The organism is Paraburkholderia unamae (genome assembly GCF_003096875.1).
GTDB classification, from domain to species: Bacteria; Pseudomonadota; Gammaproteobacteria; order Burkholderiales; family Burkholderiaceae; genus Paraburkholderia; species Paraburkholderia unamae.
The window spans coordinates 21,877-39,659 of the sequence record NZ_QEOB01000011.1 but is presented as its reverse complement, the minus strand read 5'-3'; the positions used below and the strand labels follow the sequence as shown (position 1 = coordinate 39,659).

General features: G+C 65.5%; 18 protein-coding genes. 4 read left to right on the top strand and 14 right to left on the bottom strand.

Translation table 11 applies throughout. The features are described from left to right. Nucleotides 1-11: 11 nt before the first annotated feature. The 8 genes from C7402_RS22685 to C7402_RS22650 are packed head-to-tail and all read right to left on the bottom strand — an operon-like array spanning nt 12 to nt 6,309. A complete protein-coding gene (locus C7402_RS22685; RefSeq protein ID WP_112176086.1) occupies nt 12-989 on the bottom strand; it encodes an alpha-ketoacid dehydrogenase subunit beta in 978 nt (325 codons plus the stop codon). Then, nucleotides 986-1,978, bottom strand: a complete 993-nt coding sequence (locus C7402_RS22680; RefSeq protein ID WP_116612396.1) for a thiamine pyrophosphate-dependent dehydrogenase E1 component subunit alpha — start codon at nt 1,976-1,978, stop codon at nt 986-988. The genes C7402_RS22685 and C7402_RS22680 overlap by 4 nt, the downstream gene beginning before the upstream one ends. Nucleotides 1,979-1,986: 8 nt before the next feature. After that, nucleotides 1,987-2,412 carry a MaoC family dehydratase gene (locus C7402_RS22675; RefSeq protein ID WP_116612395.1) on the bottom strand — a complete coding sequence of 142 codons (426 nt, stop codon included), beginning with the start codon at nt 2,410-2,412 and terminating at the stop codon, nt 1,987-1,989. A gap of 8 nt (nt 2,413-2,420) precedes the next feature. Next, nucleotides 2,421-2,825, bottom strand: coding sequence for a hypothetical protein (locus C7402_RS22670; protein WP_116612208.1), 405 nt, complete (start codon nt 2,823-2,825; stop codon nt 2,421-2,423). Then, entirely contained in the window at nt 2,822-3,220 is a 399-nt protein-coding gene (locus C7402_RS22665; protein WP_116612207.1) for a Zn-ribbon domain-containing OB-fold protein, read from the bottom strand. The genes C7402_RS22670 and C7402_RS22665 overlap by 4 nt, the downstream gene beginning before the upstream one ends. Before the next feature lies 1 nt (nt 3,221). After that, nucleotides 3,222-4,376, bottom strand: a complete 1,155-nt coding sequence (locus C7402_RS22660) for a thiolase family protein (protein WP_116612206.1) — start codon at nt 4,374-4,376, stop codon at nt 3,222-3,224. Then, entirely contained in the window at nt 4,373-5,164 is a 792-nt protein-coding gene (locus C7402_RS22655) for an enoyl-CoA hydratase/isomerase family protein (RefSeq protein ID WP_116612205.1), read from the bottom strand. Before C7402_RS22655 ends, C7402_RS22660 begins: the two co-directional genes overlap by 4 nt. After that, on the bottom strand, nt 5,161-6,309 hold the full coding sequence (locus C7402_RS22650; RefSeq protein WP_112176069.1) for an acyl-CoA dehydrogenase family protein: 1,149 nt from the start codon (nt 6,307-6,309) through the stop codon (nt 5,161-5,163). Before C7402_RS22650 ends, C7402_RS22655 begins: the two co-directional genes overlap by 4 nt. 252 nt (nt 6,310-6,561) lie before the next feature. On the opposite strand from C7402_RS22650, the gene C7402_RS22645 reads away from it, so the two are divergent. Next, the gene (locus tag C7402_RS22645) at nt 6,562-8,664 is read left to right on the top strand and encodes an acetate--CoA ligase family protein (RefSeq protein WP_116612204.1); all 2,103 of its coding nucleotides are present in this window, start codon (nt 6,562-6,564) and stop codon (nt 8,662-8,664) included. Between the two features lie 84 nt (nt 8,665-8,748). After that, nucleotides 8,749-9,519: an IclR family transcriptional regulator gene (locus C7402_RS22640; protein ID WP_112176065.1), complete on the top strand. Its 771-nt coding sequence runs from the start codon at nt 8,749-8,751 to the stop codon at nt 9,517-9,519. A gap of 73 nt (nt 9,520-9,592) precedes the next feature. Here the strand turns inward: C7402_RS22640 and C7402_RS22635 are convergent, their stop codons facing one another. From C7402_RS22635 to C7402_RS22625, 3 genes are read right to left on the bottom strand one after another with little or no spacing between them, the layout of a single operon-like run. Continuing rightward, entirely contained in the window at nt 9,593-10,834 is a 1,242-nt protein-coding gene (locus C7402_RS22635; protein ID WP_112176063.1) for a complex I 51 kDa subunit family protein, read from the bottom strand. A 20-nt stretch (nt 10,835-10,854) separates the two neighbouring features. After that, the gene (locus tag C7402_RS22630; protein WP_116612203.1) at nt 10,855-12,504 is read right to left on the bottom strand and encodes an FAD-binding protein; all 1,650 of its coding nucleotides are present in this window, start codon (nt 12,502-12,504) and stop codon (nt 10,855-10,857) included. A gap of 15 nt (nt 12,505-12,519) precedes the next feature. Next, nucleotides 12,520-13,158, bottom strand: coding sequence for a 2Fe-2S iron-sulfur cluster-binding protein (locus C7402_RS22625; RefSeq protein WP_116612202.1), 639 nt, complete (start codon nt 13,156-13,158; stop codon nt 12,520-12,522). 150 nt (nt 13,159-13,308) lie between these two features. On the opposite strand from C7402_RS22625, the gene C7402_RS22620 reads away from it, so the two are divergent. Beyond that, entirely contained in the window at nt 13,309-13,584 is a 276-nt protein-coding gene (locus tag C7402_RS22620; RefSeq protein WP_133254531.1) for a hypothetical protein, read from the top strand. 66 nt (nt 13,585-13,650) lie between these two features. Further along, complete coding sequence (locus C7402_RS22615; RefSeq protein WP_116612201.1) at nt 13,651-14,886, top strand: lanthionine synthetase C family protein; 1,236 nt, start codon at nt 13,651-13,653, stop codon at nt 14,884-14,886. Between the two features lie 40 nt (nt 14,887-14,926). Here the strand turns inward: C7402_RS22615 and C7402_RS22610 are convergent, their stop codons facing one another. From C7402_RS22610 to C7402_RS22600, 3 genes are all read right to left on the bottom strand, one after another. Next, nucleotides 14,927-15,277 (bottom strand): PilZ domain-containing protein, encoded by a 351-nt coding sequence (locus tag C7402_RS22610; protein ID WP_112176054.1) that lies wholly within the window; start codon nt 15,275-15,277, stop codon nt 14,927-14,929. Nucleotides 15,278-15,642: 365 nt separating this feature from the next. After that, nucleotides 15,643-16,446: a CsgG/HfaB family protein gene (locus tag C7402_RS22605; protein ID WP_116612200.1), complete on the bottom strand. Its 804-nt coding sequence runs from the start codon at nt 16,444-16,446 to the stop codon at nt 15,643-15,645. Between the two features lie 266 nt (nt 16,447-16,712). Then, complete coding sequence (locus C7402_RS22600; protein WP_133254530.1) at nt 16,713-17,555, bottom strand: hypothetical protein; 843 nt, start codon at nt 17,553-17,555, stop codon at nt 16,713-16,715. Between the last annotated feature and the right edge of the window lie 228 nt (nt 17,556-17,783).

Sequence of the window (17,783 nt, the reverse complement as noted above, 5' to 3'; positions counted from 1 at the left end):
GCATGCCTCGTTCAGGAAAGGGTTTGTTTGATGGCGGCAACGACCGTCGCGACGTTCACGGCATATCCGCGTTCGAGGGAACTGGCGAACGGCACGGGCATGAAGGGCGCGCCAACGCGCAGCACCGGTGCATCGAGGTCGTCGAAGCCTTCGTCGCCAATCGTCGCGGCGATCTCCGCGCCGACGCCGAACGCTTGGACCGCTTCGTGCACCACCACCGCGCGATGGGTGCGCGAGACCGATTCCAGTACGGTCTGCCGGTCCCAGGGCTGCAAGGTCCGCAGATCGATCACCTCCACGGCGATGCCCTCCGGTTCGAGCGCCACGGCGGCTTCGAGGCAGGTGAACACGGTTGCGCCATACGTCACCAGCGTGACGTCGCGGCCCGCACGCGCGATGCGTGCGCGGCCGATTTCAGCGCTCAGGCTGGCGTCGACCGCGCCCTTGCGCGCGTAGAGTCCCTTGTGCTCCACGAAGACGATCGGGTCCGGGTCGTCGACGGCGGCGCGCAGCAGCGAGTACACGTCCTGCGGCTCGGCCGGGCACACCACTTTCAGGCCCGGCACATGGGCCAGCCACGCTTCCAGACACTGCGAATGCTGCGGGCCCGCATTCACGCCGCCACCGTGCGGCGCACGCAGCACCAGCGGAACGCTGCCCTGCCCGCCGAACATGAAGCGCGCCTTCGCCGCCTGATTGACGAGCGCGTCCATGGCCAGCGTGATGAAATCCATGAACATGATCTCCACGACCGGCCGCAAGCCGGTCAAGGCCGCGCCCACGGCGGCCGAAGTCAAGGCCGCCTCGGAAATTGGCGTATCGCGCACCCGCTGCGGACCGAATTCGTCCAGCAGGCCACGCGTGGCCTTGAACGACCCGCCTGCCTCCGCAATGTCCTCGCCGAGCAGGACGACTCGCTCATCGTGTTGCATGCTGTCACGCAGCGCCTGCGTGACAGCATGGACATATCGCATTTCAGTCGCGCTCATGCGTGTTCCCGTTTCGTGTAGACGTCCGCGAGCGCGGATTCGAATGTCGGCAGATCGTCCGCGCGCGCCGCCGCGATGGCGGCCTCGACGAGGCTCGCGATCTCGTGCTCGACCGACTCGACGCGCTCGTCGCTCGCCCCGCTTTCCAGCAACGCCGCGCGGCCCCGCGCGACGGGATCGTGCGCCTGGAGCGCGCTCAGTTCGTCTGCGCTGCGATACTTCTGCGCGTCGCCTTCGAAATGGCCGCGCACGCGGTGGGTGATGCACTCCAGCACGAACGGTCCGCGGCCTTCGCGCAACCCCGCGACCGCCGTGTGCGCCGCGTCGGCGACGGCGCACACGTCGTTGCCGTCCACCTGCGCGTAGTCGATCCCGAACGCGCCAGCAAGCGCTTCCAGCTTCGCCGTGAACTGGCGCGACGTGGGCGAGAACTCCGACCACCCGTTGTTCTCGCAGACGAGCAGCAACGGCACGCGCCACAGCGCGGCCATATTGAGCGTTTCGTGAAGCACGCCTTCGGCCATGGCGCCGTCGCCGAAAAAGGAGACCGCCACGCCGTGGGTCTTGCGAATCGCGTGCGCCATGGCGCTGCCCAGCGCGATGGGTATGCCCGCGCCCACGATGCCGTTCGCGCCGAGCACGCCCAGCGAGAGGTCGGCAACGTGCATCGAGCCGCCGCGCCCCTGGCACACGCCATGTGCGCGGCCCATGATCTCCTTGAAGAACCCCGTCACGTCCACGCCGCGCGCGAGCACGTGGCCATGTCCGCGATGCGTCGTCGCGAGGGTGTCCTGCGCGTCCAGGGCGCTCGCCACGCCCGCTGCGACGGCTTCCTGTCCGACACTGAGGTGAATGAAGCCGGGGACCTCGCTGTCGGCGAAGAGGCGGCTCAGGGCTTCCTCCACGCGGCGAATCAGCAGCATGCTCCTGTACAGGCCGAAGCGATGCGCCTGAACCGCCTGCGCGCCGGACGAGTTCGATGCGTTCATGCGTACATTCATCTGGACTCCATATCGTTAAGTTCGGTCACGGTTCGCGTTGGCGCGAGTGGGTCCGCATTGATGCGCACCGAGCCGACAATGCGGTCTGTGCCGTCGCCGCCGCGCACCCAGACGTCCAGCTTGCCGGGGTCGCCGTCGACGGGGCTGCCTCCGGCCGTAATGGTCTCCCCCGCGCGAACGGGTTTCACGAAGCGAATGTCGAGATCGAGCGCCTCGAACGCCGCCGCGCCGAAGCTACGATAGAGCGCCTGCCACAACAGGCAGACCGACATCGTGCCGTGGGCGATCACGCCGCCCATGGGTGTGTTCGCGGCGAACGCCTCGTCGAGGTGAACGGGATTGAAGTCGTCGGTCATTTCCGCGTAATCGCGGATCGTCGCGTGATCGACGTGCAGCGTCGCACTCTGAATGGCAAGGGTCATGGTCATCGTCAAGCGGCCCAGATCAGTGACAAGCGTCCTTCGTAAAGGACGCGGCCATCGTCGCCCGTGCCCTGCGCGAGCAACTCGACGTAGCGGCGCTCCCGTTTGATTTCCTTCCCGTCGCAACGGATCACGGTTCGCACCGCCTCGCCGCGACGCGGCAAGGCGTGCAGGCTGAAGCGCTGCCGCGCATGCACGTTGCCGGGGGGACGCGGCGTCACGACCGCGAGGTATGCGCGCATCATCATCGCCACCAGAAGCCCGGCCGCCTCGGCTGCGTCGTTCGCGCCGGACGATGCGGTGTCGCCAAAGATCTTCTGCCAGCTTCGCGCGTGCGAGTCGTCGAGCAGCAGCACGGCTTCGCCCATCGTCTTGCCGGGCTCGAAGGTGTCGTAGGTCACGATGGCGCTCATGCCTCGACCTCCGCATAGGGAAGCGACACGCCGTCGATTTCATGAAAGGCAATCGTCACCGGCTGGTCGATCTTCAGGTCCCGTTGCGCGCCGTCCCTGACGTTCACCATCAGCCGGAAGCCTTCGTCCATGTCGACAATAGCGAGCGCATAAGGCGCTTGCGCGCGAAAGGCCGGGGTTGGCGCGCGGTGCACGACGGTGAAGCTCAGGATGCGGCCGCGCCCTTTCGACGGCTTCCAGGTCAACGCCTCCTTGAAGCAATGGACGCATCGGGCGCGCGGAATGCGCTGTACTTTTTCGCAGTGCGAACAAATCTGGTAACGAAGCGCCCCTTCGGCACAACCCTCCCAGAAAGCGGCGGTCTCCGCCGTCGCGCGAGGCAATGGACGATTCATTTCAGTTCACTCCGAGCACAAGGGAGCAATGCGCGGACAGGATGCCGCCATCGCCGTGTACGAAAGCCAGCTTCGCGTTGTCGACCTGGCGCGCCTGTGCCTCGCCCCGCAATTGATGCACGGCCTCGACCACATGAAACATGCCGCCGGCGGCGCCGGAGTGTCCGTACGAAAGCAGCCCTCCGTGGGTGTTGCAGGGCAAGCGCCCGCCAAGCCCCAGTTCGCCCGCTGCGGCCGCGCGGCCCGCTTCTCCGCGCTCGAAAAAGCCTATCGATTCGAGTTCGACCAGCAAGGTGATCGTGAACGAGTCGTAGATCGCGGCCACGTCGATGTCGCCCGCGCTCACGCCCGCACGGGAAAACGCCGTGGCCGACGACGTCTTGCAGCCGAAGTCCGTGAGGCTCGGCGCCGCCACGATGTGCTCGTGCGTGTGGCCCTGGCCCGCGCCCGCGATCTCCACGGGGCGGCGCCGCGTGTCGGCCGCCGCGGCGCGGCTGCTCACGACGACTGCGGCCCCGCCGTCGGAAACGAGGCAACAATCGAGCATGCGCAGCGGCGAAGCAATCTCTTTCGAAGCGAGCACCTGCTCCACCGTGATGGGGTCGCGCTTGTGCGCCTTCGGATGACGCCCCGCATGTCGCCGGTGCTCCACGGCAATGGCCGCGAGATGCTCCGAACGCACTCCGTACTCGTGCATATAGCGGCGCGCGACCAGCGCATACGACGCCGGCACGCTGATGCCGAAAGGGCGCTCGAACTGCGGATGCCCGACTTCCGCAAGCGCGGCGACGGCGCCGTCGCGCGACATGCCGGTGAGCCGGTTGTCGCCCGTCACGACGAGCACGTGGTTGCATTGCCCGCTGGCAACGAGCGCCGCCGCTTGCATGACCATGATGCATGCGCTTGCGCCACCCGCCTGGATGGCCGCGCAATACCCCGGATGAATGCCGAGATACTCACAGAAAACCGAAGCGAGCATCAGGTGGGGTTCGGTAAAGGAATAGGCGCACAGCACGCCGTCGATCTCGCCGATTTCAAGCCCGGCGTCGGCAATGGCGCCGAGCGCCGCTTCGGCGTGCAGGCTCATGCAGCTCGAACCCGGCAATTCGCCAACGGCCGTGTCGTATGCGCCGGTGATGAAGGCATGCATGCTCATAGCCCGGTGTCTCCCTGGAAGGCCAGCGGACGCTTGTTCAGAAAGTTCTCGACGGCTTGCGCGTGGTAGGGCGAATGCAGCGCGATGGCCTGTGCCGCCGACTCCAGCTCCGCAAGCGTGTCCTGGTCGAGATTGAACGAGCGATTGAGAATGTTCTTGGCCATGCCAAGCGCCTCGGTCGATGCGTGGTGATAGCGCTGCGCCATGGCCAGCGCGGCGCTCATCAGATCGTCCGGTTCGACGACGCTGTGCAGGATGCCGAGACGCATGGCTTCGTCCGCGTCGATTTCGCGCGCCGAAAAGACGATGTCCTTGGCCCGCTGCAATCCGACGATGCGCGGCAGCAGGAAGAAGCCGCCGAGATCCGGCACGAGCCCGATGCGGCCAAAGGCGGCGCAAAAGCGCGTGCGCGGCGTGCCGATGATGAAGTCGCAGGCGAGCGCGAGATTGAATCCCGCGCCGAATGCCGGCCCGTCCACGGCGGCGATCACGGGCTTCTCCAGATTGACCAGTTCGCGAAACCACGGATGCAGACGCCGTATGCGGTCGCGGTCGAGGTGGATGGGCCGCTTCGCCTCCGAGAGCGCGCGCAGATCGCCGCCCGCGCAGAACACGCCCGCGCTGCCGGTAATGACGAGAACCTTCACATCGCTGTCGTCGCGCGCCGCGAGCACCGCTTGCGCGAGCGCGGCGCGGACTTCGAGATCGAAGGCGTTGCGCCGTTCCGGCCGGTTCAGCCGGATGACCTGTGTGGCGCCATGGCGCTCCTGCAACACGAATTCGCTCATGGCTTGAACCCCAGGCTGCGAGCGATGATGTTGCGTTGAATCTCGCTCGTGCCCTCGCCGATGACATACACGAGCGCGTCGCGGTGAATGCGGCCAACGGGGTACTCGCGCATGATGCCCGCGCCGCCGTGAATGCGGATCGCCTGTTCGCTCACTTCGAGCGCCGTTTCGCTCGCAACGAGTTTCACGCGCGCGGCCATGGCGGAATCCAGCGTGCCCTGGTCCACGCGCCACGCGCCGTAGTACACGAGCCATCGCGCCGCTTCGATCTTCGCGGACATATCGGCGAGCTTGTGCGCGATCGCCTGGTAGTCGCCAATGCGCTTGTTCGCGACGATGCGATCGTTCGCGTAATCGAGCGCAGCGTCGAGAGCCGCGCGGGCCATGCCCAGCGCGTTGGCCGCGACGCCGACGCGGTTTTCACTGAGCGACTCCATGATCAACGGATAGGTGCCTTCGCGCGCGCCGAGCAGGCAGTCGTCCGGCACGAAGGCGTCTTCGATATGGATGAGCCCGGTTTCCGAAGCGCGAATCCCTTCCTTGCGCAGCTTCTGGATATCGAAGCCCGCGTTGGGCAATTCGACGATGAAGAGGCTGATGGCTTCCGGCGTGAGCTCGGCGCGCGTGCGGGCGGCCACGAGCAGGAAATCGGCATGCGGCGCGTTGGTGATGTAGACCTTGCTGCCGGTGAGCTTCCAGCCGCCCGCGACTTTCTCCGCCCGCGTTTTGAGTGCGCGCACGTTGGAGCCGCCGTCCGGCTCGCTCAACCCGAAGCCCGCGATCTTGTCGCCCGCGAGCGCGGGCTTGAAGAATCGCTCGCGCTGTTCGGGCGTGCCCGCCCGCCAGATCGGCCAGATGCCCAGATGCGAGTGAGCCGACCACGCGGAAGCGAAACCCTGGCTCGTATAGCTCAGTTCCTCGCGCACGATGCAGTCGCTCACCTTGTCGAGGCCGCTGCCGCCATCGGCCTCGGGATAGCGCACGCCCAGCAGCCCAAGCTCGCCCCAGCGTTTGAAAATGTGGCGCGGGAACGCTTCCGTTTCCTCCGCCTGTTCGACCAGCGGCTTCAATTCCTCACGGCAGAACCGCCTGACGGTCTCGCGCACGGCCTCGTGTTCGGGCGAGAAGGTGAAGTCAAGACTCATTTTTCTGGCTGCTCCTGGTTGTTCGTCCATGCCGGGTTAGGGCTTGAAATTCTCTATTGCGAATATTGTTCTTTGATGAGAATATTATTCGAGACGATCGGCGATCGGTCAACCTCATTGAATTGCTCGTTTACACCTAATTCACATTGAGTCGATTCGTCGTGCACACTTGCAATCATTCTCTTTGGAGAATTGATATTCTTTTTAGAGAACAGCCAGAACAACCATTCTTAGAGACAGCAGGAGCGTTCGTTGACTGAGCACATCCCCCAGGCCGAGTCCCCCGCCAACCGGTTGGCGTCCATCCTTGAAGCGAGCAGCGTGGCCATCGTCGGCGCGTCGGCGGACCCCGCGAAAATCACCGGGCGACCGCTGGCGTATATGCTGGCCCGCGGCTATCAGGGCAAACTCTTCGCCGTCAATCCGGGGCGCGAGGAAGTCCAGGGATTGCGGGCGTACCCCTCGCTGCGCGCGATTGGCGAGCCTGTCGACCTCGCGATCGTCGGCACCGAGGCGGCAAAGGTCGAAGGCATCGTGGCGGAAGGCATTGCGGCGGGCGTGAAGGCGTTCGTCGTGTTCTCGTCGGGCTTCTCCGAAACCGGCGAGGAAGGCCGCGCGCTCCAGGCGCGTCTGCGCCAGCTTGCCCGCGAGAGCGGCGTCACGATCCTCGGGCCGAATTGCCTCGGCGCCGCGAACAGCGCCTCGGGCCTCATCGCCTCCTTCACGACGGCGCTGGAAGAAACGCCGCTTCGGCGCGGCGCGTTTGGCTTCGTGAGCCAAAGCGGCGCGCTCGGCGCTTACTGGCTCGACATCGTTCTGCGCTCCGGGCTGGGCTTCAGTCACTGGATCACGACCGGCAACGAATGCGACGTGGATGCCGCGGAAGCGATCGACTATCTCGTCGACAATCCGGATACCGAAGTAATCGGCGTGTATCTGGAAGACATCCGCGACACGCTTCGATTCCGCCATGCCCTGCGACGCGCGGCGGCCGCCGGCAAACCCGTTATCGCGATGAAGTCCGGCCGGTCGAGCGCGGGCGCCGAAGCCGCCGCCTCGCATACCGGCGCGCTCGCGGGCGACGACTCGCTCTACGATGCATGCCTCAAACAATTCGGGGCCTTGCGCGTCAATTCGCTAACCGAACTGATCGACACGGCCCGGATCTTCCTGCATCGCAGCGTGCCGGGCGGCAACCGGCTTGCCGTCATGTCCGTTTCCGGCGGCGCCGGCGTGCTCATCGCCGACGAAGCGGACGCCCACGGCATGACGCTTCCCGCCTTCGCGCCGCCGACTGCGGACGCGCTCGCCCCCATCCTCCCGTCGTTTGCGAAAGCGTCGAATCCGTTGGACCTGACCGGCAATGTCGTGCAGGACGCGGGCAGTCTCGCGCGCGCGTTGAGTGCCGTGGACGCCGATCCGGATGTCGACGCGACCATCGTCTTTATCGGCATGATGCATAGCATCGCCCCGACGCTCGCCGAGTCGCTGGCCGCGTTGCGCCGAACGCTGAAGCATCCGCTGATCGTGGTCTGGATGAGCGCGCGGGCGGACTCCGTCGCGGCGCTGGAGGCGGCGCATATCCCCGTGTTTGCGGATATTCCACAGGCGGTGCGCGCGCTCGCGTTGTCCGCCTCCGTGAGCGGGCTGCACCGATCGGCCGTTGCCGCCGGTGTGCCCGGCGCGCTTCACGCAAACCAGGCGGGCAAGACGCATGCCATGACCGAATGGGACGGCAAGGCGCTGCTGCGCGGGCAAGACGCCGTATGCGTCCCGGCCGGCGTACTCGTGGAGCCCGATGGTCAGACGCCCGAACTCACCCTCTCGATGCCGGTCGCCGCCAAGCTGCAATCCACGCGCCTGCTGCACAAAAGCGATGCGGGCGGCGTCATTCTGGGCATTCGCGACGCCGGGCGGCTCGCGGAATCGATTCGTCTCTTGAAGGACATCGCCGCGAAGCAGGACATCCCGCTCCAGGGCGTGCTGATCGAACAGATGGTGCCGTTCGATCACGAGTTGATCCTGGGCTTGCGCCGCGACGCGCGCTTTGGCGCGACGCTCACGCTCGGGCGCGGCGGCGTGGAAGTGGAACTGGACGCCGACGTCGTCACGAGGCTGTTGCCGCTCTCGGCCGGGCAGGTCGAAGCCATGCTGCGCGGCCTGCGTGCGAGCCGCCTGTTCGAAGGATTTCGCGGCCACCCGTCCATGGCCGTCAAGGAGGTCGCGGCCCGCATTGCCGCGCTAGGCGAATGGTTCGCCAGCCTCACCGATGTCGAGGAGCTGGAGATCAACCCCCTGGCGGTGCGCGGCGACGAAGTCTGGTGCCTCGACGCGCTCGTCACGCGCGCCGTGTGAGCCGTGTGAGCCGCTCGCCGGCCTTCGCGTGGCCGGCGACGATCATATTAAAATCAACCCATTGCACTCTTTGCACGAACTAGCATGGCGACAAATTCAGCGCCGGAGAAACTGGTAGGCGCCCTCTCCAGCGGTCTTGCTGTCCTGCGCTACCTCGCGGCGGCATCGACGCCCGTGGGGGTCACGCGGATCGCCCGCGATCTCGAACTCAACTCAAGCACCTGCTTCAACCTGCTCAAGACGCTGGTTCACGAACGCCTCGTGATTTTCGACGAAAGCGCCAAGACCTACGCGATCGGGCTGGGCCTCGTCGAGCTTGCGAAAGGCGCGCTCGAACAGGCCTCGTATGCCCGCCTCGTGCAGCCGCATCTGGCCGAGATCGCCATGCGGCACCGGATCACGGCGACGCTGTGGCAACGCACGTCGGGCGAGCGCGTGGTGCTCGTCGCCAGCGCGGACAGCGCGGGCGCGATGCGCGTGCACATGAGCATCGGGCAACGCCTGCCGATGTATCTGGCGGCGTTGGGGCGCAGCATTGCCGCGGCCTCGGGACTCTCGGCGGCCGAGTTGCGAAGCCGCTTCAGCGCCTTGCGCTGGGAAAACGCGCCGCCATTCGAAGCGTGGCTGGCCGATGTCGAAGAAGCGAAGATCAAGGGCTATGCCGTCGACGTGGACCGCTATGTTCGAGGCGTCACGACAGTTTCGGCCGCCATCCTGGACGGCGACCAAAGCCCGGTGATGGCGATGAGCGCCGTGGGTTTCAGCGGGCAATTCGACGCCGGCTCGATCGAAGCGCTTGGCGCGGACCTGCGCGCGCGCGCCGCTGAAATCTCCCGGGCGGTATCGGGCGTTTGACCGTGGTTTTGATCGATGACGGCGCGCGCGGCTTGCATGGCCGCACGCGCCGCCGCGCAACCGGTGCTTGCGTCTACGCGACCAATGCTTCGTACTCCTCGCGAAACCGGTTGAGCGAGCTTTCGACCACCGTCACCGCGCCGTCGATGAGACCGCAGCGCCCGCTGCCGGGCAGAATGCGGCACAGGTTCTCCAGCGCGTCGAGATCGGCGCGCACGCCGCGCCCGGTGTCGAGCCGGTTGAGCAGGCGCATTAGCTGAAACGTTCCGCCTTTGCAGGGCGGACATTGCCCGCACGAGCCCTGGGCGAAGAAGCTCACGTACTCCGCGACCTTGCGCACAATGCTGGTGCCCTCCGAAACGACGATCATCGCGCCCGTTCCAAGCCGCGAGTGGCGTTGCCGGACCGAGTCGAAGTCCAGCGCGACATCGAGCTCGCGTTGGGTCAGCAAGGTATTGGAAGGGCCGCCCGTGAAGACCGCCTTGAATTTCTTGTCCTGTAGCATGGCGCCGCCGTACTGGAAGACGAGCGTCGCGAGGCTCGTGCCCATCGGCAGTTCGTACAGGCCAGGACGCAAGACGTCGCCCGAGAGCGAATAGAGTTTGGTGCCCGCCGCGTCGCCCACGCCCAGGTCCCGATACCACTGCGCGCCATGTCGCAGGATGCCCGGTACGTGAGCGAGCGTCTCGGTGTTGTTCACGATGGTCGGCGCGCCATGCACGCCCTGCTGCGCGGGGAACGGGGGCTTGCGGCGCGGAAACGGAAAGCCGCCCTCCACGCTCGCGATGACCGCCGTTTCCTCTCCGCCGATATACAGCCCCGAACTGGCAAGCACGCGCAGTTCGACCGTCCTGCCGATAGTCTGCTCGATCGCCGTGAAAAGCCGATGCGCCCGCCACTGCCGCGCCGCCTCGCGAGTCGCCGCGAGCGAGTGCTGCTGATGCGGGTTCACGTAAAGAATGACGTGGTTGGCGCGCGTCGCGAGCGCCGCGATGAGCGCGCCTTCGATCACCTGGTGCGGCGTATGCTCCAGCAGGAAGCGGTCCTTGAAGGTGCCGGGCTCGTCCTCGTTGCCGTTGCAGATGACGTACTTGTCGCCTTCGGGCGCGGCGGCCACAGGCGTCCATTTCTTGTGCGTGGGGAATCCCGCGCCGCCCATGCCGCGCAAGTCCGCCTGGGCGATTTCAGCGATGATCGCCGCCGGGTCTTGCAGCGCCTTCGCCAGTCCCTCGCCGCCACCGTGCGCGAGCCAGGCGTCGAGGTTCGCGCCGACGCGGATTTCGTCGCGCATGAGATTCTGGTTGAGCTCGTCCATTGGGCGCTCCGTGGATTGCATCAGCGGGGGCTTCCCACCCCGTGCGTGCGCGTGTCGGCGTGCAGGCCGGCGTCGACCCGCAGGTCGAAGTGCGCGTAGTCGGGGAAAAGCCGGGGCGCCTTCACGCTCAAGGGCAATCCCGCGAGCGTGAGTTCACGCTGCCACGCGTGAACGTGACCGATGCCCGCGCGGCTCGCCATGACGCGCGCCTTCGCTTGCGCCGCGCTCGCGCCCACCCGCCGCCCCATGCTCAGGATGTCGAGCAAGGCGTTGCCCATCAGCCGGTTGCGCCCGTGTATGCCGCCCGTCACCTCGCCCGCGCAGTACAGGCCGGGCACGTTCGTCGCCCCGTCCTTGCCGATCACGACGCCGCCGTTCTGGTAGTGCAGCGTGGGATACACGAGAAACGGCTCGCGCGCCGGATCGATACCGCACTTGCGCGCGAGATGGCGCAGCGTCACCAGCCGTTGCGCCAGGATGCCGGGGTTTTCCATTTCGAGCGTCGGCGTGTCGAGGAAGACGCCGATCCGCCCATCGCGCATGATGGCGCGCCCTTGCGCGCATTCGCGCAGGATGGCCGACGCCACCACGTCGCGAGGCGCGAGTTCGTCGACGAAGCGCTCGCCTTCGCCGTTGAGCAATCGGGCGCCCGCGGAACGCGCGGCTTCGGAGATCAATCCGCCCGCCAGATGGTGCGGCCAGGCAACGCCGGTCGGGTGGTACTGGAACGAGTCGAGCTCGCGCAGCCGCGCGCCGCTGCGATAGGCCAGCACCAGACCGTCGGCGGTCGCGCCGTAATGGTTGGAGGTGGGAAAGGCGTTGAGATGCAGGCGCCCCGCGCCACCCGTGGCAAGAACTACGGCACGCGCGCGCACCAGCACGAAGGCGCGCCATTCGAGGTTGTAGAGCACGGCGCCCGCGCAGCCGCCGTGCTCGTCCGTCAATAGCTCGACCACGGGGCAGCGGTTCCATACGTCGATGCCGGGATCGAGATCGACGGCCTCGCGCAGCACGCGCATCATCTCCAGCCCGGTGTAGTCCCGATAGGAAAGAATGCGCGCCGCCGACGCGCCGCCGGCCCTCTTGCGCGCGAGGTCGCCGCCGATCGGCCGGTCGCCCTCCAGATCGAACATCATGCCGAGCCGGATCAGCCAGCGGATCACATCGGGGCCGTCCATCACCATTTGCGCGACGAGCTCCGGGTCGCTGCGGAAATGGCCGGCGCGCAGGGTGTCCTCGAAGTGCAGCTGCGGACTGTCGTCCTCGCCCACGGCCGCCTGGATGCCGCCTTCGGCCATCACCGTGTTGCTGTCGCCAAGGCGCAGCTTGTTCGCGAGCATGACCTGCGCGCCCTGCTTCGCCGCGGTGAGCGCCGCGGCGCACCCGGCTCCGCCGCCGCCGATCACGAGCACGTCGGTCGCGACCAGTTGCGCGCCCGCCAGGTCCACGTCGTCGATCAGCGCGTTGGCCTGCAACTGGCGCGCGAGATCGGGCTGGCACGGCTCGCCGCGATTCGCGCCCACGGCCAGCGGCACGCGCGCGTTGGGGCCGTGGTCGGGGTGATAGCCCTTCAGGAGTGCATCGACGGATTGGGTGTCGGCGCGCAACGCGGGTGCGCCGCCGGGACGGTAATGCTGCCGCGCGTTGTCGTAGGGAATCGCGTTCGCCATGATCTCGCGCTCCGCTTAGCGTGGCGGCCGCGCGGCCGGTGCATCGAAATCGATGGTCATCTCGCCGCTTTCGATCTGTTGCAGCCGCCGGATGAGATTGGCCGGGCGCAGCGAGTGGGCCGCGATCATCCGTCTGACGAAGAGGCCCAGGTGATTGGGCCGGATGTGTTCGGGGCAAGCGAGCGTGCAGAGATTGCACATCACGCATTCGTCGAATACCTGGCTCGCCGCGTCGAGGCGGCCCTCCACGGCGAGGTTCACGCCGCGCTGGACCTCCAGGCCCTTCGGGCAGGCGCGGTCGCAACCGCTACAGTGGCGGCAGTGGGACGCCTCGGGAAATATTTCGGCCATGGTGCGCAGCGCCTGCCAGCTGTCGCCGAGGTCCTCCATGCGATACACGTGCCGCGCGGCCGTGGTCAGGTAGTCGAGGAAGGCGACCTGCATGCCGTCTTCGACCAGCGTCTCGCATGCGAGCACGGTTTTCACGTCCTGCTCGCCGCTGCGCCGGACCATGACGCGGCAGGAACCGCACACGCCCTGCCCCATGCACCCCACGCCTTCCACCAGCGTCTGACCCGCATGGACGAAGGCTTGCAGGATCGAGCAGTGGGCCGGCGCCTCCAGCTCGCGCCCTTCAATGCTTAGGCTAACCATCTTCGGTCTCCTTGCGCGGCACTCGCGCCACGCACGTGAACCTGCGGAAAACGGCTCGTCAACCATAGCACAATGAGGCTCGCCGTTCGCCGGGGCGCGCGATGCGATGCGCGTGCATAATTGCCCCTCGCTGTAACTTCGGTGAACGTCGTGAAGCGCTGGTTGATTCGCTGTGCATCGGTAATCGCTGGACTCGTGATTCTCGCGACGGCATCCGGTAATGGCTACGAGGCCTATGACCGGCATCAGGCTCAAAAGGCCTTTCCAGCGCCGGAAGAAGTGGTCGATATCGGCGGGCGCGGCATTCAACTTGATTGCCGGGGCGCGGGCTCACCCACGGTCGTGTTCGCATTCGAGCGGCCGGACACCGTGATCGATGCCGTGCTATCCGTCGTCGACGCGGTCCGCGCGGGCGATCAACACTGAACGGCCGGTAATACGCGAGCGAATCGCAAATCGATTCGTTACCCTAACTTTTAACGACAATCGACCATGCTCTTCGACCCCGCGCGCCACGAACCCCTTGACCCCGCCGCCTGGGACGCAGCACGCGCCCGGGCAACGATCGCGCGCATTGTCGACGACACGCGCGCCGCGTTCACACCCGAGTGGCTATGGCCCTCGCATCCGCTCGACCTCGAAAGCGATGGCGGCGTCGCGCCTGCGCTCACGCCGCTTTATTTCGGCGCAGCGGGTGTAGTCTGGGCGCTTCACTACCTCGATGCCCTCGGCGCCATCCAGGCACCGGCCACGCAAACCGCCTGGCTCGACCACATCGAGCCGATCCGCGTTCACAACCAGGCGTGGCTCGCCAGGGTGGGCATCCATGCCGATGCGTCGTACCTCATCGGCGAGTTGCCCATGCTCATGCTGCACCATGCGCAAGCGCCCACGCCGGCACTCGAAGCGCGGCTCGCCGAGCTGATCGCCGGCAATATCGATCATCCCGCGCGCGAGCTGATGTGGGGCGCGCCTGGCACCTTGCTGGCCGCCTGTTTCCTGTTCGAGCAAACGCAAAACGAGCGCTGGGCAGCGTTGTTTCGCGAGACGGCGGCGCTTTTGTGGAGCCAGTTGCAGTGGTCCGACGAGCACGCGTGTCACTTCTGGACCCAGGATCTGTATGGCCAACGCTCCACGTATCTCGACGGCGTGCACGGCTTCGTCGCGACCGCTTCGCCGTTGATTCGCGGGCGGCACCTGCTCGACGCGGCGCACTGGTCGCGCTGGCAGGAGGCGATCGCAAACACCGTGCGCAAAACGGCGACCTGGGAAGACGGCAAAGTCAATTGGCGCGCCCAGCTCCACTCGAAGCCCGCTTCGAACGACGGCCTGCTGATGCAGTTCTGTCATGGCGCGCCGGGCTTCGTCACCTGTCTTGCCCGATTTCCGGACGCGACGCTCGACGATCTCCTGATCGCGGCGGGCGCGGCCATCTGGGAGGCCGGTCCGCTCGTCAAAGGCGCGTCGCTCTGCCATGGCACGGCGGGCAACGGCTACGCGTTCCTCGCGCTGTACGGGCGCACCCGCGACCCGATCTGGCTGGAGCGGGCCCGCGCGTTTGCGATGCACGGCATGCGCCAGTGCGAAGCGCATGCCGCACAGTACGGGCGGCTGCGCTACTCGCTATGGACCGGCGATCCGGGTTTGGCCATCTATCTGGCGGACTGTTTGCGCGGCGAGGCAGCGTTTCCGACGCTCGACGTCTTTTATCCGCCGCGCGCCAGCTAGCATTCGCGGCGCTGCGGTCCATCGCGCGCTCAGCGCACGGCTAGGGCGCCGCCTTCGCGATGAGGGACTGGAGCCGTGCCTTCGAGCGCGGATCCATCGGATGCAATTCGCACCCCACGCGGCTCCATCCTCTTTCGCGATCCTCCGCGACCCAGCGAACATCGAGCGCAACGGCGAGGACGATTTCGTCTTCGTCGTCGATCGGCGGCGACTGCAACCATCCCGAGACCGTTTCGCCACGAGAAAGCAAGCCGTTCCTCACATGCAGGAGCGCGCCGTGCGAGCTCAGGTCCGCGACCTGCGCGAGCGCCCTGCCGTCCTTGTTCAACAGCAGAGGGGCGAACAACATTGGCGTGCGCACTTCCCGACGCAAATCCAATCCACTATTCATACGCGTGACACCCGTTTTTTCGACATTTCGTTTTTATGGTGCACCGGTCCTTTCCGCGAGCTTCGCCGAAGCGCTACGCCTGTTTCGGTGAAGTGGAACAAGCTTGGGGGAGAGGCATGGTGTGGCGCTGGGATTGTAACGTGATTGCGAAAAATCAAGTGATTGCCAATCGGCAATGACGTTATGGCAATATCGGCGGCCCGTATATCGGGCGAATACGGGCGAATGAGAGAAAACGATTGAACCGGGCGCGTGGCCCTATATCGGGGCAACTCGCGCAATGGCAGCGTGCATTGGCGCAGCGACAGCCAAACGTTATCGCGCCCGGTAACGCGAGGATTTTCCGGGCGCTTTCGAAAGTGCGCTTAGTTGGCCACCTTCAACTGACCGCCGTTGCCAAGACCGCCCTTCACCTGCTGGGCCTTGTATTCACGCACGGAATCCACGAGGTTGTTCAGCGAATCGGTAAACGCCGCGACGATCACCTTACCCTCCGGCGTGTCGGCGTAGCCACCGATTGCGCCCGTGGTGTGGGTGCTCATCAGGCTGCCGATCGCACCGATATCCATGTCGCGCGCGGAACCCGTCGCCGCCGCAAGCTGAACGGACGAGCGGTTGTCGACGAGCGTGAGCACCGTGGAAGCCGATTTCGTGTTGACGTTGCCCGCCACCTGCGCGGCGACGCCGCCGACCACGGGCACCAACGCCAGCAGGCCGCCAATGCTGCCCGCGTTCTGGTTCGAGAACGTGATGGTCGGCGTCATGGTGTAGTCGGCCAGCACGACTTGCCCCTTCTTGATGCGATTGCTCTTGCGGGCTTCGCCCGAATTGCTCAGCGCGCGCTCGGTCATGGCCTGATTCAGCGCGCGGCCCCGGTCCACCACGACGAAGCAGTTCGACTGCTGGACGAGCATTTTCAGCACCGGCACCGTACTGCCGAGCTGGTACTGGCCCGTGAGGATGTTGTACCAGGGCGCTGCCGTGTCTTCCTCGACGGCGATGGTGCCGAGCGGCGCGGCGCAACGATGCATCGCATCGGCCGTGGGAGCGTGCGAGCCCGCAACGGCGGTGCTGTCGGGGCTGCTGTTACCGCCACCCAGTTGCATGTTCGAGCACGCGGCAAGCGTGATGAGAGAAAGCACCCCGACGCTTTTAGAAGCGTATTTCATTATGGTCCTGTCTGGTCAGATTGATTTTTATCGTTTGCGCATTTTCATGGTCATCAAATGCGGCCAACATACTATCAATTTCATTCGCGCATTACGAACGATTCCACACCAACGAACGTTAAATGGTATGCGCTCTGCATAGCGTCCGATGGCTGACATATTGCTCATGTAGCATCGCCTGCAATTGCGAATTTGCCGCGTTAGCGCGTCAATCCGCGATTCCCGTGAATCGCGGAAATACCGTTGCGTCCGCACCGATTCAGACTTCAGTACCACATGCCGATATAGTTACCGTCGGCGGAACCACGCTCGACAATCACGTATTTCAGCGTGTTGGTGGCTGTCATGAAACGGTACGCGGTCCAGATCGTTTTGCCCTGCTGCGTGTCGACGTAAGGCGTTCCGTTGATGGCAGCCTGAATGGAGGCGGCCGGCACCTGGACGGCCGTTAATGGCCCGGAATTCGTGGACCCTGTGTAGAGTTCGAAGTTCGCGTTGCCATTGGCGTCAAATGACAACGTTTGCGGATTCGCCTGGTTCACCGGATCGCAATACTGGTTGAACGTGAAACTGCGGCCGGCCAGCTCGCTCAAGCTGGTGACCTGCGTTGCACTGGCGGTAATCAGAATATCGGTCGCGGCAAAGCCATTGTCACTGATGCTGCCCGACGGTGCCGCACCGCAAATTTCATACGCCCCGTCGAGATTGGGTTCGACCGTCGTGCCTTGAATGGCGCCGTTGACACCATAGGGGTCGAAAATTCGGGTCGACGCCGATCCGGAAACACTGATCGGGCCGATATTGGCAATCGCCGTGTTGTTGACCTGAATGACCGTCGAACTACCGGATTTGCCGTAGGTAATCTGCCCCGTCCAGCCGCTTTGCGTAATGGTCTGCGCGTTGGTTTTCGTCGGCAGGTTATCGACGAACGAGGCGCCGCTCCACGGGGCGCCCGTGGGTCCGGCACTCGCGTTGTAATCGGTATAGGCCACCGAATAAGGCAAGGTTGTATTCGTCCCGCTGCTGCTTTTGTCGCTGCCGCCACCGCCGCCGCACGCGGCCAGCGCCGCGCTCATTGCGACCGCGATGGATGTTTTTGCTGCTCGCATGATTTCCCCCGTTCATAAAGCGCGTGCGCGCACAACGCGTATTCTTGCGCGTCGCTTGGGGAGCAGCATCGTCAAAGTTGATGAAGTTGTACGGCTCGACCGGAAGGCGAAACGGGCGATTCAGGCGCGACGACTGTTGCATGCGGCTTACGGACCACTTTGCGTTCGACCGCTCGCCAAGGCGCTTTGCGCCCCGCGAACTGCCCATTCCCGAACTAAGCAAATCAT